The organism is Filimonas lacunae (genome assembly GCF_002355595.1).
GTDB lineage: Bacteria > Bacteroidota > Bacteroidia > Chitinophagales > Chitinophagaceae > Filimonas > Filimonas lacunae.
Genome location: NZ_AP017422.1, coordinates 2,833,872 through 2,848,151, shown reverse-complemented (window position 1 = coordinate 2,848,151; position 14,280 = coordinate 2,833,872). Strand labels below are relative to the sequence as shown.

At 43.0% G+C, this 14,280-nt stretch carries 16 protein-coding genes; 9 read left to right on the top strand and 7 right to left on the bottom strand.

All coding sequences use genetic code 11. The features are described from left to right. The first annotated feature begins 14 nt into the window (after positions 1-14). Positions 15-671, top strand: a complete 657-nt coding sequence (locus tag FLA_RS11285) for a tetratricopeptide repeat protein (RefSeq protein ID WP_076380561.1) — start codon at positions 15-17, stop codon at positions 669-671. Between the two features lie 11 nt (positions 672-682). On the opposite strand, the gene FLA_RS11280 is transcribed toward FLA_RS11285, so the two are convergent. Together FLA_RS11280 and FLA_RS11275 are read right to left on the bottom strand one after the other, a co-directional pair. After that, positions 683-1,255 (bottom strand): NUDIX hydrolase, encoded by a 573-nt coding sequence (locus tag FLA_RS11280; RefSeq protein ID WP_076380560.1) that lies wholly within the window; start codon positions 1,253-1,255, stop codon positions 683-685. Positions 1,256-1,747: 492 nt separating this feature from the next. Beyond that, entirely contained in the window at positions 1,748-2,086 is a 339-nt protein-coding gene (locus FLA_RS11275) for a winged helix-turn-helix transcriptional regulator (RefSeq protein ID WP_076380559.1), read from the bottom strand. A gap of 161 nt (positions 2,087-2,247) precedes the next feature. On the opposite strand from FLA_RS11275, the gene FLA_RS11270 reads away from it, so the two are divergent. From FLA_RS11270 to FLA_RS11255, 4 genes are all read left to right on the top strand, one after another. Then, positions 2,248-3,045 (top strand): SDR family oxidoreductase, encoded by a 798-nt coding sequence (locus tag FLA_RS11270; RefSeq protein ID WP_076380558.1) that lies wholly within the window; start codon positions 2,248-2,250, stop codon positions 3,043-3,045. A 199-nt stretch (positions 3,046-3,244) separates the two neighbouring features. Next, on the top strand, positions 3,245-3,670 hold the full coding sequence (locus FLA_RS11265) for a helix-turn-helix domain-containing protein (RefSeq protein WP_231940426.1): 426 nt from the start codon (positions 3,245-3,247) through the stop codon (positions 3,668-3,670). Positions 3,671-3,724: 54 nt separating this feature from the next. Then, positions 3,725-4,153 (top strand): VOC family protein, encoded by a 429-nt coding sequence (locus FLA_RS11260; protein ID WP_076380557.1) that lies wholly within the window; start codon positions 3,725-3,727, stop codon positions 4,151-4,153. A 67-nt stretch (positions 4,154-4,220) separates the two neighbouring features. Next, positions 4,221-5,666 (top strand): SDR family oxidoreductase, encoded by a 1,446-nt coding sequence (locus FLA_RS11255; RefSeq protein ID WP_076380617.1) that lies wholly within the window; start codon positions 4,221-4,223, stop codon positions 5,664-5,666. 51 nt (positions 5,667-5,717) lie between these two features. Here the strand turns inward: FLA_RS11255 and FLA_RS11250 are convergent, their stop codons facing one another. From FLA_RS11250 to FLA_RS11230, 5 genes are all read right to left on the bottom strand, one after another. Continuing rightward, positions 5,718-6,740 carry an ABC transporter permease gene (locus FLA_RS11250; protein ID WP_076380556.1) on the bottom strand — a complete coding sequence of 341 codons (1,023 nt, stop codon included), beginning with the start codon at positions 6,738-6,740 and terminating at the stop codon, positions 5,718-5,720. Then, positions 6,682-7,710 carry an ABC transporter ATP-binding protein gene (locus FLA_RS11245; RefSeq protein ID WP_231940425.1) on the bottom strand — a complete coding sequence of 343 codons (1,029 nt, stop codon included), beginning with the start codon at positions 7,708-7,710 and terminating at the stop codon, positions 6,682-6,684. The genes FLA_RS11250 and FLA_RS11245 overlap by 59 nt, the downstream gene beginning before the upstream one ends. 46 nt (positions 7,711-7,756) lie before the next feature. Further along, positions 7,757-8,614, bottom strand: a complete 858-nt coding sequence (locus FLA_RS11240) for a COG1470 family protein (RefSeq protein ID WP_076380555.1) — start codon at positions 8,612-8,614, stop codon at positions 7,757-7,759. 205 nt (positions 8,615-8,819) lie between these two features. Then, on the bottom strand, positions 8,820-9,110 hold the full coding sequence (locus FLA_RS11235; RefSeq protein WP_076380554.1) for a hypothetical protein: 291 nt from the start codon (positions 9,108-9,110) through the stop codon (positions 8,820-8,822). Between the two features lie 93 nt (positions 9,111-9,203). Further along, on the bottom strand, positions 9,204-9,674 hold the full coding sequence (locus tag FLA_RS11230) for an Hsp20/alpha crystallin family protein (RefSeq protein WP_076380553.1): 471 nt from the start codon (positions 9,672-9,674) through the stop codon (positions 9,204-9,206). 294 nt (positions 9,675-9,968) lie between these two features. On the opposite strand from FLA_RS11230, the gene FLA_RS11225 reads away from it, so the two are divergent. From FLA_RS11225 to FLA_RS11210, 4 genes are all read left to right on the top strand, one after another. After that, the gene (locus FLA_RS11225) at positions 9,969-10,745 is read left to right on the top strand and encodes an SDR family oxidoreductase (RefSeq protein ID WP_076380615.1); all 777 of its coding nucleotides are present in this window, start codon (positions 9,969-9,971) and stop codon (positions 10,743-10,745) included. A 103-nt stretch (positions 10,746-10,848) separates the two neighbouring features. Further along, entirely contained in the window at positions 10,849-11,172 is a 324-nt protein-coding gene (locus FLA_RS11220; RefSeq protein ID WP_096510928.1) for a hypothetical protein, read from the top strand. Positions 11,173-11,176: 4 nt separating this feature from the next. Continuing rightward, on the top strand, positions 11,177-11,974 hold the full coding sequence (locus tag FLA_RS11215; protein ID WP_076380551.1) for a helix-turn-helix domain-containing protein: 798 nt from the start codon (positions 11,177-11,179) through the stop codon (positions 11,972-11,974). Between the two features lie 393 nt (positions 11,975-12,367). Next, complete coding sequence (locus FLA_RS11210; protein WP_076380550.1) at positions 12,368-14,275, top strand: PAS domain-containing sensor histidine kinase; 1,908 nt, start codon at positions 12,368-12,370, stop codon at positions 14,273-14,275. The last annotated feature ends 5 nt before the right edge of the window (positions 14,276-14,280 follow it).

The window sequence follows — 14,280 nt, the reverse complement described above, 5'->3', positions numbered from 1 at the left end:
AAACAACCCTAATTATGAGCAATTCCGGCTTTACTGAAGGCGATATCTTTTACACAGTCATCGACAACAATTACCATATTTTTAAACTGCTGGTGCAGGAATATGCCACCTGGCATGTGATGCATTTTGCGCCTGTTACACAATTACCCAACGCAGAGCAGGTAGACGATCTGGAAATTTACGGTTACCACGCCCCCATCAGCGCCACAGGTTTCAATAACCCGGTTTTACTGGCCCACCAGCCTGTAATAGCCGCCGATTTAATCGGTTATCATACTTACCTGCAGGAAACCCTTCGCCCCGAAGACTATATCCCCATTGCTCAACGGTATTACAGCACTGCCTACGAATTCACCAACCAGCAGCTGCACCACGAGGCCATTGACGCCTATTCCAAAGCCATAGACCTGCTACCCTACTTTTACGAGGCTATTGACAATCGTGCTTTCTGTAAAATGGATCTGGGTTTATGGGACGAAGCCATTGAAGATTTTACGCTTTCCCTCACACAAAACCCCGAAAGTATGCTTGCGGAGTTTTCTATAGGAGAATGTTACTATAAAAAAGGCGAATATGTGAAAGCACTGCCCTATTTTGAAAGGGCGCACCAGCTTAATCCACAGCATCCGGCACCCGACACATATATCCAGGCACTAAAGGCACTGTTATAACATCGCCTTTGCTAGTTCATAGGATAAAAGCTTTCCAGCTGTTTAAATCGGATTTTAGAAGTATCTACGGGATTGGTGTATCCATATTCCTCAAAGCTGGCCGCCCAAACTTTCTGTGGCTGCGTTAACACCTGACGCACAATCAAAGCCGATGCGGGATAAGGAATCAGGCGAATAGCCTGCTCACGTGGAAACCATTTACAGGTGGTATCTGCCACTCCTTTGCCGTTGACATACCCTGTAACCTCTACCACAAAGTAAGGACGCACAAAAGTTCTGTATTTATCCGGAAAAATATAACTGAACATCCCTCCCAGCCTGAACCGCTGAAAAGTAACACCTATCTCTGCTGCCGTTTTATCCAGGTATTGTTTAATAGAAACCGGCCCCTGTAAGGTACCTATACTGGGTACCTCATAAGCCTTTCTATTAGCATCGTAAGCCAGTAATACTTCGTTTTTCTTATTTACAATTACCGCTTTCGGAAAAATAAGGCTAATGCTATCCGCTTTAGTTTGGGCAGTTAGCAAAATGGGCTGTGCTACAAAAAAGAAGAGGACAACGTATATTAAAATGGTGCGCATTCCCTGGTTTATTTGAGGATAAACTTACGCCTATGGCAGGTCAATTCCACAGCAAAAATGGACGAACGGACGTAAAATATGGGCTAACGTGCTTTAAAATTTACCTTACGGAAAAAATATTCGTACGGATATGTTTTTCGTCCGTACAAACGGAACCTCTGCATGGCCGTACCGAAGTCCTGTTTGCACAAACGGAAAAACTATCCGTCCATACAAGGTTAGCGTCTGTGCATACAGGGGTTCCGTTTGGCCATACACAACTTGCGTTCGTACAAACCAGTATTGCGTATGACCAAACAGAAATTCCGTCCGTGCAAACAGAACCACTGTCCGTGCCTACGGAAAATATATTTGAACAAACCAGTTGTTTGCATGACCATGCAACACTTAGGTTCTACACAACCCAACTTCCGTCCGTACAAACCCAGCTTCCGTCCGTACGAATATTTTTTCCGTAACACTTCCCCAAAAGGTTAGCAGCACTCACTCCGGTTATTTATGTTTGGCTATAGCATTGTGCATTTGCGCTCCCCATTCTGTCATAGCCATCAGGATGGGAATAACCGATTTACCCATATCGCTTAGTTCATATTCAACACGCGGTGGTTTTTCGTTATAACTATGCCGGATAATCAATCCGTCATCCTCTAATTCTTTCAATTGTTCGGTCAATATCTTACGCGATATATCCGGTATTTGAACCACCAGCTTTCCAAATCTTACCGCTCCATTTACCAGTCGGCCCAGGATAATAGGTTTCCACTTCCCGCCAATATAAGTCATCGTATACACGATTGGACAGGTGGAAGTATGTTCTTTAAATTTCTTCATTGGTTACATGAATGTTACCACTTTTTGGTTTTTAGTTACCTGAACGTTACCACCAATTCGTGTTGTGAGAATACAGGAAAACAACTGTTTCAGTTACTTTACGAAACTAATGTAAATCCATTTTTTGGCAAATAACAAAGCATCAGTAAAAAGTAAGTAACATGGAAAGTAAACAAACAATTGAAGCGGTATTACAAGGTAAAATTGCCCTGGTAACAGGCGGAACAAAAGGAATTGGTAAAGCTATTGTCAAAAGACTGGAACAGGCAGGTGCTACTGTTATTGTTACAGCCCGAAACCAACCGAACGAACCGGATGCAACCTACTCGTTTATTGCAGCAGATCTATCCCGGGCCGAAGAAGTAAATAAAGTAGCTAATGCCATTCATGAGCAATTCGGACGAATAGATATACTGATTAATAACATGGGGGCCAACACTTTCCCAGGTGGCGGATTCAACACACTTACAGATGAACACTGGAACCAGGCACTGCAAGTGAACCTGCTGTCTTCTGTGCGTTTAGACAAGGCTTTACTGCCTAAAATGCTGGAGCAAAAAAGTGGTGTGATCATTCATATATCTTCTACCAGCGGCCAGTTCCCTATCTGGGAGTCTACGATGGCTTATAGTGTTGCAAAATCAGCGTTAAACACCTATAGTAAAGCATTGGCTACAGAGGTCGCCAGTAAAGGAGTAAGAGTAGTAACTGTATCACCAGGTTTAAATAAAACAGAAGCTATGACAACCTTTTTGGAAGATTATGCCCAACAAGCCCATATCACTGTGGAGGAAATGACCAGCAAACTTTTTGAAAGGGTTGGTGGTGTACCAATAGGAAGAATGGCAGAACCAGAAGAAACAGCAGAACTCGTTTACTTTCTTGTTTCGCCCGCCGCCTCTTATATCACCGGCGCGAACCTCATTATTGATGGAGGCAATTTTCCGGTAGTGAAATAAACCCTTCGTTAACACAAACTGTAACGAAAAAGCTGCCTCCCGTGTTTGTATAAACAAGGGGGCAGCTTATAATAAAGTCTTCCTCCAATTCCTTCTTCTTTCTTATGAGAAAATACCAGAAAGCTACTAAAAAACTGTACCGTTGCCTTGATTATTTATATCAGTTATTGAAGGAAATGTTTTTTTTGTAAATTACCACATGGCAAGAAAGGAAATAATACCGCCGGTTTACCTCTACAGAAGAATTGTACAGGCAAAGCTATTTATAGATAATAATTTCCAGGAAATGCTGAACCTTGACAATATCGCCGGTGAAGCAAGGTTTTCCAAGTTTCACTTTATCCGGCTTTTCAAAACCATTTATGGCAAAACACCGCATCAGTACCTTATCAGTGTTAGAATTGATGCAGCACGGCTATTGCTGGAACAAGCCCAGCCCATCAAAGAAGTTTGTTTTGCAGTAGGCTTTGACAGCGTCAGTTCGTTTTCTATACTTTTCAAACGCCAGACCAGCTTTGCCCCTTCCCATTACCAGCAGCGCTGTATAGAAAGAAAGAAAAGGATGCTGCAACAACCACTCTCCTTTATCCCGAATTGCTTTTTAGAGCAACACCTGGCAAAATAGCAATTTTCAATACATCCCATCTGATGGCATAGCTGACATTTGAAAAAAAAAGCGATGATCACCAAATTAAATCATGTCAGCATCTTTGTGCTGGATCAGGATAGTGCCTATGAGTTTTATGTAAATAAACTCGGCTTTAAAGTACATACAGATGCCCCTATGGGGCCCGGCATGCGCTGGCTTACGGTATGCCCGCCAGAGCAGCCCGATCTGGAAATTTCATTAATGGCCATTCAGGAGGGTATGATGTTCAGTAAAGAATCTGCCTTACAAATGCAAAACCTGGTACGCAATGGCACGTTCGGCTTCGGTGTATTTGAATGCAATAACCTACTGGCCACTTATGAAGAACTGAAGGCTAAAGGTGTGGAGTTTAAAAAAGAACCAACAAAGGAATTTTATGGGTATGAAGCCCTATTCAAAGACGACTCAGGCAACTGGTTTTCTTTAGGAGAGAAAAGCACCAATAACAAACCGGATTAACATATATATAAAGTTGCTGTTCACCTTCCTGCATGAACAAAACCGGTTGCCTTTTGTAATAGAAACAATGAACATTCTGTTAACAGGCGCTACCGGTTATATCGGCCGCAGACTATTGCCCGTGCTTTTAGAGCAGGGGCATTCCGTATATTGTATTACCCGCGACAAATCCAGGCTTAACAGTGATATTTATAATAGTACCCGGCTGTACGCTATAGAAGCAGACCTGCTGCAACCTATTCCGCCTCACCTGGTTCCTGTAAACATTGATGCGGCTTATTACCTGGTGCATTCTATGAGCACACAGGGCAACTTTTCGGAAGAGGAAAAACGCTCCGCTACTCATTTTACAGAAGCGCTGCAAAGTACTGCTGTACAACAAATCATTTACCTCGGTGGCATTGCCAATGCAGCACAGCTATCCAAACACCTGCAATCCCGAAAACAGGTAGAAACGATACTGCAAAACGGCCGCGCCCCCGTTACCGTATTAAGGGCAGGAATTGTAGTAGGTTCAGGCAGTGCTTCCTTTGAAATTATTCGCGATCTGGCAGAAAAATTACCTGTCATGATTGCTCCCAGGTGGCTTAACACGCACACCCAACCCATTGCCATCAGAAACGTAGTGGAATTTCTCACCGGTGTTCTGCTGAAAGAAGCCACTTTTGGTAATACGTACGACTTATATGGCCCTGACAGGCTTACCTATAAAGACCTGCTGGAAATATATGCAGAAGAGCGCGGGCTGAAAAGATATATATTTACCGTACCGGTTTTAACACCGCGCCTTTCATCCTACTGGCTTTATTTTGTAACATCTACTTCTTATCTGCTGGCGCGTAACCTGGTAGATAGCATGAAAGTAGAAACACTGGCCAGACCCAATAACCTGGCAGAACAACTCCATATCCGCCCCATTGATTACCGGAATGCTATACGGATGGCATTTGACAAAATTGAGCAGAACATGGTGTTATCTACCTGGAAAGATGCACTGGTATCCACACCGCGCTTTCATTACCACGCCTATCCTATGCAGGCGCCTGCATACGGTTGTTTTAAAGACCGGAGAGAAATGCAGGCAACCAATACAGACAATGCACTTAATAAAATATTTGCCATAGGTGGCACTTCCGGATGGTATTACGCCGATTGGCTTTGGGAATTCAGAGGATTTTTAGACAAAGTTTTCGGCGGCGTAGGCCTGAAACGAGGCCGAAAAAACAGCACACAATTATACATTGGCGATAGTCTTGATTTCTGGCGGGTATTGTATGCCAGCCGCGCTGAAAAAAGACTATTGCTATACGCCGAAATGAGATTGCCCGGCGAAGCCTGGCTGGAATTCAGCATATCAGATACCGGTATGGTGCTGCAGGAAGCCACTTTCAGGCCTGTTGGTTTATTGGGCCGACTGTATTGGCTGATGATGCTGCCATTTCATTTCTTTATTTTCAGAGGCATGCTTAAAAAGATTGCAACAGCAGATACAGACACCATGCAAGCCAGCTAAAATAAGCGGGGCTACTTCCCCCGCTCCTAACGTTTTATACCATCTAGTTTTCTAACTTCTTATTTCACGACGCATAAACAGGTAATAAGAAACAGCAAAGCATACCACTGTTGCAGCCAGCAGGCCACTTACCTGCGGCCACACTATTAACAGGCTTTCTTTAAAAGGCAGCGGCGAAGGAATAGCTCCTGCCATTTGCTCCATGGTGAGTGGTCCCAGGCTTCTTACAGAAGGCATTAACAGCGTAGTGGTGGCATCGGCATATAACTGCCCAGGCGCCACTCGCAGTATATTCAATATCATTTCATTGTAACCTGCAATTTCATCACGGGACAGGAACGATGGATCTGGTAAAAACGATCTTACTGCCAGATTTACCACAATGGGATAAAAAACAGTAAAAAACAACCAGATGCCAATAGCCGTAAGCGCTGATGTAGCTGCCTGTTTAAAAGCTACGGATAGAAGGATAGAGAGCCCTAACCAAAAAGATACATACACTATTGTAAACAGGATAAAGGCTCCTATCCTAAGCAGTTCCTGCGGTTCTATCCGTACACCGGTTATCAGCAGTCCCCCTCCCACCATTAACAATGAAAGGGAAACAAACAGCGTAGTAATTACAATAAGCGAGCTTACAAATTTTGCCAGCAGCAGGTTATCCCTATATACAGGCTGTGCCATTAACCGGATAAGCGTACCGTTGTTTTTTTCCGCGTTTATAGCATCAAACCCTACACTTATACCTAGCAAAGGCCCCAGAAAACTAAGAAATACATGAAACGGCGGAATAGCATTATCCGTTGTAGTAAGCAGCTTCAGATACAGGAACAAATGATCCGGATCGGCAGCACGGCTTACCGCAGGTTTGATATTGCGCAGAGATACGTACATAGATGTGATGAACGTAAGAACAATTAACGCAATCAAAACAACAAAACGCCAGCTTCGGATATGGTCGGCCACCTCTTTATGCACCATTACCCGAAATGGCGATGCCTGCTGCCTGTTACTGCTATTGCTTTTTATGCCTTTTAAAGAAAGATTTTTGAAAGAAACTGCGAGACTTCTCATCGGTTGTATCTCCCGTTAAATTGTTTTCAAAATATTTTTGATAAATATCGTCCAGGCCGTACTCCTTCTTGTGCACACCGGTGATACCATATCCTTTTTCTACCATCCGCCGCACAAGAGCTGGTGTAATATCCCTGCTGCAGGTAAAAGAAAGCTGCTTGTCTGTTATCAGCACCTGCTTTACAGCGTCCAGGTGCTTTAACTCAGCATCCAGTACTGTAGCATCTGCTACCACTTCTTCCAAAGTGATGGTAGTGGTATAACCTTCCCGGTTAAACAGGTTGCCCGACAGGGTGTCAATATTGCCTTCCGCCAGCATTTTTCCGTTTACAAAAATGCCTACCCTGTCACAAACCTGCTGCACATGGTGCAGGTGGTGAGACGACAATAACACCGTAAGCCCCTGTTGCAGGCTCAGTTGTTTAATCAGTTGCAAAAAGTCTCTGATACCGGTAGGGTCTATACCCAGCGTAGGCTCGTCCAGGATAATTACATCGGGTTGTTTAATCAGCACATCCGCCAATCCCAGCCGCTGCTTCATACCGCGCGAGTAAGCTGCTGTTTTTTTATACATATCGTTGCCTAAACCTACCTGCTCCATCACTTCCCTGGCGCGACTTTCCACCTCATTTTCCGGCACACCGTTCAGCCTGCCTATATACACCAGGTTTTCCAAAGCACTCATGCCGTCATAAAACCCAACACTATCGGGCATATAACCCACTTTCTTTTTAACGGCAATAGGCTGGGTAGTGGCATTATAGCCACACACCCGCACGTGGCCTGCAGTAGGTTCGGTAAGTCCCAGCATCATTAATATGGTGGTTGTTTTTCCCGCACCATTAGGGCCCAGCAAACCAAATATCTCACCTTTATGAATGCGCAGGCTCAGGTTATCTACTGCCTTCAGCGAACCGTAGCATTTAGTAACACTATCCAGTTCTATGATAACATCGTTCATCTGTTCCATCTTCTTGTTTGAATCTGTTGAAACAAAAATGTGTACCATAGCCCGGTTAGCGCCTGCCGTATTTGCGCACCAGGTAATAAACCAATCCGGCAGCTATCAATATTACCAGCACACCTATCCAGCCCGACAGCAGTGAAGTATTCACTACCATACGAAATACCGCCTGAGCGTTGCTATTGGTATTTCTTGTGGTAAAAGTGGCGGCATAATCGCCCGCAATGGTTTTATCAGGCACCTGTACTTTAGCAATAATATCGGCTGTTTTACCGGCATCCAGTTGCTGCACTTTAGCAGGTTCAAAAGTGCATTCCCAGTTAGTGGGAAGCTGAGAAGAGAACTCAATATCCTTTAAAGGAAGTGAACCGGAATTCTTTACCACCAAATGAATTTCTTTACGGCTACCCGAAGTAACTTCATCTGTCAGTCGCCCGGTAGGCGTTGTCAGCTCCAGGCTGTAAGTGCCTTTCACAACAGCTTCCAGGGTAAGTAACAGGCTTTCGTTTGCAGATACAGCTTTTACAGGAATTTTATACTTATCTGGTTTGGTTCCCGCAGGTGCATTTATTTCAATGGAAATATCCTGCGATTTACCAGCCTCCATATTTACGGAGGTTACCTGGCTCCCCTCTACACGATAAGTGATCAGCCATCCGGCAGGCAACGCTGTCTGTAAATCATAAATGCCCGCTTTGCCCGATCCGTTGCGAAGTGTAGTGGTATACCGGAACACCTCACTGGTAGCGGCTTCAATGTTGATAAGCCTTGCAGTAAAAGACGATGGCCCGGAAGTCGGGGCTGTTTGTGCAAACAATAAGCGGTACTGAAAAAGGGATAAAGCAGTAAGCGCAAAAACAATAACATAACGCGGGTTGCGTAAACGGGTAATGAGTGATTTAGTAAACATAATCCTTACAACTAAAATTTATATATGATAATTGCTTCAAACGATGTCTAATGTGAATATGGCAGCCATACATTTTCTTGAAATGGCGCGCTAATTTATTACAAAACAGAAAAATGAAAAATGAATTTATCCTCTTATTTAGATTTTTTTAACAAACAGTATTCAACCTGTTGCGGCAAAAAAATGAAGAACCCTACTTCACCTATCAGGTTTCAGTAAATGTGTAATACTTAAAAACTTCCTTAGTAATAGTAGCGCAGTTCTCGGCAAGTTCGCGCAGGTTACAATGGATTATTTTTAAATTTTTAGGTAAACTATCTTGCAGCTCCACCAGGTCCATATGAAGCAAACCAGCATCATCTGCACTATACTCACCTTTCAATTTACTGAATAACGAATACGCAAACACAGCATCGCAACCTATGTTAAACGTACCCAGCTTTTGTATCCCATCGGGCGTTGTTAAATTACTAATGATATAAAAAGCACGTTCCATAGGTCTATGGCATTGTAGTTTGTAACTGTATACACCATCTTGGTAAAAAAACAGGTGGAATACAGTATTCCACCTGTTTGTACAGCAACAGGATTATTGAATTTCAATAGTCTTGCTCACTTCTTTTGCCTTTTCATTTTTAGGTAAATGAATGTGCAAAATACCATCCTTATAACCGGCCTGTATGCCGTTAACATCTACAGAGTCATCCAGCGTAAAGGTTCTGGTAAAAGAATGGCGTTGGTATTCGGTACGTCTCCATTCGTTTTTTTCCTGTTGTTCGGTTCGTTCTTCCTGTTGTTCATAACCAATGGTAAGCAGGTTGCCGTTTACATTCACTTTAAATGCGTCTTTCCGGCAGCCGGGTGCTATTACTTCAATATCATATCCTTGATTATTTTCCCGTACATTAACCGGCACCACCTCGTTATGCAAGGGTTTACCCACAGTAAAAAAGTGGTCATCAAAAAAGCGGTGTAAACTGTTTTGGAAGATGTTATCAACAACATTTCCAAAAGTGGCTGGTACATTACCATTCTGTCTTTTTGCAATTGTAGTTGTCATAAAAAACCTCCTGTTTTTTTAAAAAAACTATATCAGACAAAATGCCAATTGAAACAAATAAGAAAAAATGACATTTTTCCCGGTCAATTTTTCAGCCCATATATTCCTCCCTGAAAATACGTCATTTTACCGGGCCGTATTGAACTTATGAATCCCTTTCATTGAACTTTTCAGATAACCAATCCTGAACCTTTCAGGTAAACAGCATGCCACATTGTTACAGATTTTTGCACTATAACAGGGAGGTTGTCTGTTGGATCTGCTATTCAGATGCCCCCGAAAAACTATCAGATTATGCAATTAAAAAACAGCACCGTCCTCATTACAGGAGGCTCTAACGGAATAGGTTTAGAATTTGCCAAACAATTAATGCAACAAGGCGCAACAGTGATCATAACTGGCCGTGATATGGCAAAATTGCAGAAGACCAGGCAGCAGTTTCCCTACCTCCATGTCATTCAAAGCAATGTGAATAATCCGAAAGATATAGAAGAGATGTATGAAATAGTTACCAGGCAGTTTCCTCATCTGAAAATTATCATCAACAACGCCGGTATTATGCGTACAGTAAAATTGATGGATGACAGTGTAACCATTGAAAATGTAACCGATGAAATTGAAACAAATTTCTCCGGTACGGTTCGGATGATTCACCAGTTTTTGCCACATTTAATGCAACAACAATCCGCTGCCATTATAAACATCACTTCGGGTTTAGCCTTTATCCCCTTCACCATTTCGCCTTTATACTGTGGCACCAAGGCTGCCGTTCATGTGTATTCGCAAGCATTACGATTACAACTAAAAAATTCCAGTGTAAAAGTATTTGAAGTGGCGCCGCCGAAAACCGACAATCCTTTGCAAACAGCCTTTGTGGAACAGGAGAATGACGGCAGAACGATGAAAGTGAGCGACCTGGTAGCTGCTTCTATCAAAGGGATATTAAAAGATCAGTATGAAATAAGGCCGGGCTTAGCCAATGTGATGAAATGGATGAGCCGCATAGCACCGGGCTTCTTTACAAAAATGATTAACAGAAACCTTGAAAAGCGACTGAATAAACAGCATTAACCAACTATCCCTTGAAGGTTCAACATCCTATTTTATGGCTAAGTTCAAATCCTTTTTCATTATTTCCTGTATCATAATTCTATTGATCCTTACCTCCTGTAACATGCCAAAACGAATATATCTGAATAATAAAACCGGCAAAGCAATTACCTTAGTTGTTGACAGTGATTTCAGCGCCAATGAAGGAACGAGGCTGGCTGCGTTTATCCATGCGCTTCATAATAAACGCATGGAACCCGGACATATAACCATCCCTTTCGGATCAGGAAAATGGTCAAAGGACGACGAGACAGACCTCAATACCTTACTTCTACACATGAACATTGTTAAAGCTGGAACCGCCGGTAGTTTTCGCTTACCAGCAAACCGGAAAGTGGGCCGGGGTATTTTTATACAGGAATTGATTGTTACTGTAAAAGAGCCATAAAACTATGTCTGAAAAAAGCAACTCCTCTCATATGCACTTTGTGGGCAAAGAAATTTCGCCCGAACATTTTATTTCCGAACACACTTTCGTGTACATTATCAAAGGCGTTATGAACGCCTACGACGGCAGCAAACACCATATACTGAAAGGCGGCGATTGTTGCATTGCCCGAAAGAACCGCCTGGCCCGTTATAACAAGGAGAAAGTGAATGATGAACTCGAAAAAGTGTTTGTGTTTTTCGATGAAGCTTTTCTCAAACGTTTCCAGGAAAGATACCAGCCAAAGATCGTGGCATTCCATTCCAAAGAAACCATTATTCACATTCATACCCATAAATTGCTGCCAGTTTATATTCAATCGCTGCTGCCACATTATCATCGCCTCATAATCGCCGAGCCTTTTACTGATATTAAGCGGGAAGAATTGCTGTTGATACTTCTGCAGACTCAGCCCCAACTGGCGGGGCTATTGTTTAATTACGGCGTTCCGCAGAAGATAAATATGGAAGAATTCATGAACCGTAATTTCACATTTAATGTAAGTATGGAACGATTTGCATATTTAACCGGCCGAAGTTTATCCGCCTTTAAACGGGATTTTAAAGCAACTTTCGGCGACACGCCCAGCCGCTGGCTGGTACAAAAAAGGCTGCACGAGGCCTATTTTCTCATTACTAAAAAGAAGCAAAAGCCCAGCGACATTTATCTTGATCTGGGCTTTGAAACGCTGCAACATTTTTCATTTGCTTTTAAAAAACAGTTTGCTATTACTCCTACGGAACTTGGGAAAATAAGCGGGTAGATTAAATATTTCAGCTTTAAAGTCTCTTCACAGGCCAATTTCTATTTTATGGGGAATAATTACCCCTATACCATGCCTGCTGGGTGTTCCCTCCCAGCTCCTTTTGTTACAGATAATATAACTTTGCCTGAAACGGCTTCCTGCATACTTATGATTTGCTACACCCCTTGCAACTTTGCTTTGCCCTATTTTGATAAGTTATCAGGCTGCTGCTTAGTGAAATGTTGGCACTCCGATTGTTATCACTGTTTCACATCTTTATCAGCTTTAACACCCCAATCAATCATGAACAATTTTCAATGCCGTTTTTTCATACAATTGCAGCTATAAAACGTCCGGCTGTTCTATGCTTTTACTCTTTTTAGAATCATTAAGCTATTAAAAAACGACAAAGTGGAAACAAATTACCTCGATGCTATCAGTAAGCTGTCTGTTTTTTCAATTTTGGATTTAACTCCTGAGTGTATAAAAATTGTTTCCGGGTCGGGTCATGTTCAATATATTAATCCTGCCGGATTACACTACCTGGAAGTAGAAAGCAAAGAATTGGTTATTGGATCATTGGTGTATGACTTTATAGCTACCGATGATGTAGAAAGCTGGCAGCAACACCATACCGCAGTTTGTGCCGGAGAAACAAGAACCTGGAACTATAAAGTTACCGGTGCTAAAGGCACTCTCAGGCATCTGCAAACATACGCCTCGCCGCTAGTGCTGCCCGATGGCATATCTATGCAAATTGCCATTACCAAAGATATCACCGATCAGAAAGGCGCCGAAGCCAGTGCCAGAGAAAGTGAATTAAAATTTAGTACACTGGCTAACAGCATACAAAACCTTGCGTGGATGGCCGATGCCAATGGCTGGGTATACTGGTATAACCAAAAGTGGACAGAATATACCGGGCTTTCTACTCAAGACATGGAAGGCTGGGGCTGGCAAAAAGTACACCATCCTGATTACCTGGAATATGCCACGCGCTTTTCAGAACAAGCATGGAAAACGAATCAGCCCTTTGAAATTATCCATCCCCTTCGCGCCAAAGACGGCAGTTACCGTTGGTTTATATCGCGCGGAACCCCTATCTGCAATGAAAAAGGAGAAATAGAGCAGTGGATGGGAACGCTTACTGATATTGATGATCAAAAGCGTGGAGAAGAGAGATTCAGAGCGCTGGCAGATAATGCACCATTATGGATATGGCTGACTGATAAGTCGGCACGTGTAGACTACTCTAATACGGCCATGCTGGACTGGTTCGGTTTTAATCATTTTTCAGAAATTGACCGGCGCATCTGGCAAAACAGCGTTCATCCGGACGATCAGTATCTGCTGGCACAAGTAGTACAAAAAGCCTACGAAAACCAGGAAGGCTACCATATAGAATGCAGGCTACTGAACCCCCAAACCAGCAGTTATGAATGGTTCCTGTTTACGGCTGCGCCGCGTTTTATTAACGGCTTTTTTGATGGCTTTGTAGGAACCGCTAATAACATTGACGTACAGAAACGATCGTTTGAAGCTTTGGAAACCCGCGTTCAGCAAAGAACGAGAGAATTGAATAATGCAAACGATGCACTTCAACGTTCTAACCAGGAACTGATACAGTTTGCCCACACTATAAGCCACGACCTGAAGGAACCTATTCGCAAAGTGGGCATTTATGCAGATATGCTGCAAGCAGACATCCGTAAATCTGATACCAGCCGTATAGATAGCCATCTGCAAAAGATAGACCGTGCATTAAAGCGAATGAACAGCTTTATTGATGGGGTTTTAAGCTATTCTTCCCTGTCAGCAGAAGCACATGAACGCGAAGCGGTAGACCTGAATAGTACCCTGTCTGAAATAAAAGAAGACCTGGAAGTAGCCCTGATAGCCAAACAGGCCAGCCTTCAGGCAAAAGATACCTTACCTGTTATTCATGGAGCACCCGTATTAATCTATCAGCTTTTTTACAACATTATCGGAAACGCCATAAAGTTTTCACGCCCCGGTGTGCCGCCGCACATTGCCATTACCTGCAGCCAGCTTAGTAAGCAGGAAATAAGTGAGCGAAACCTGCAACCGGATAAAGCGTATTGGACCATCTGCATAAAAGACAATGGCATTGGTTTTAGCATTGCCGATGCACAAAAAATATTCGGATTGCATACACGGCTTCAATCCAGAGAAGAATACGAAGGTACAGGACTTGGGCTAGCCCTTTGCGCACGTATAGCAGCACGACATGACGGAAGCATTGAAGCAGAAGGCGTACCTGGTGAAGGTGCCTTGTTTAAGGTAATTTTACCGGAATAAACAGC

Bases quoted from the DNA above. Each gene is read 5' to 3' on its own strand.
- FLA_RS11285 (WP_076380561.1), top strand. From the start codon at position 15: ATGAGCAATTCCGGCTTTACTGAAGGCGATATCTTTTACACAGTCATC.
- FLA_RS11280 (WP_076380560.1), bottom strand. From the start codon at position 1,255: ATGCGCACCATTTTAATATACGTTGTCCTCTTCTTTTTTGTAGCACAG.
- FLA_RS11275 (WP_076380559.1), bottom strand. From the start codon at position 2,086: ATGAAGAAATTTAAAGAACATACTTCCACCTGTCCAATCGTGTATACG.
- FLA_RS11270 (WP_076380558.1), top strand. From the start codon at position 2,248: ATGGAAAGTAAACAAACAATTGAAGCGGTATTACAAGGTAAAATTGCC.
- FLA_RS11265 (WP_231940426.1), top strand. From the start codon at position 3,245: ATGGCAAGAAAGGAAATAATACCGCCGGTTTACCTCTACAGAAGAATT.
- FLA_RS11260 (WP_076380557.1), top strand. From the start codon at position 3,725: ATGATCACCAAATTAAATCATGTCAGCATCTTTGTGCTGGATCAGGAT.
- FLA_RS11255 (WP_076380617.1), top strand. From the start codon at position 4,221: ATGAACATTCTGTTAACAGGCGCTACCGGTTATATCGGCCGCAGACTA.
- FLA_RS11250 (WP_076380556.1), bottom strand. From the start codon at position 6,740: ATGAGAAGTCTCGCAGTTTCTTTCAAAAATCTTTCTTTAAAAGGCATA.
- FLA_RS11245 (WP_231940425.1), bottom strand. From the start codon at position 7,710: ATGGAACAGATGAACGATGTTATCATAGAACTGGATAGTGTTACTAAA.
- FLA_RS11240 (WP_076380555.1), bottom strand. From the start codon at position 8,614: ATGTTTACTAAATCACTCATTACCCGTTTACGCAACCCGCGTTATGTT.
- FLA_RS11235 (WP_076380554.1), bottom strand. From the start codon at position 9,110: ATGGAACGTGCTTTTTATATCATTAGTAATTTAACAACGCCCGATGGG.
- FLA_RS11230 (WP_076380553.1), bottom strand. From the start codon at position 9,674: ATGACAACTACAATTGCAAAAAGACAGAATGGTAATGTACCAGCCACT.
- FLA_RS11225 (WP_076380615.1), top strand. From the start codon at position 9,969: ATGCAATTAAAAAACAGCACCGTCCTCATTACAGGAGGCTCTAACGGA.
- FLA_RS11220 (WP_096510928.1), top strand. From the start codon at position 10,849: ATGCCAAAACGAATATATCTGAATAATAAAACCGGCAAAGCAATTACC.
- FLA_RS11215 (WP_076380551.1), top strand. From the start codon at position 11,177: ATGTCTGAAAAAAGCAACTCCTCTCATATGCACTTTGTGGGCAAAGAA.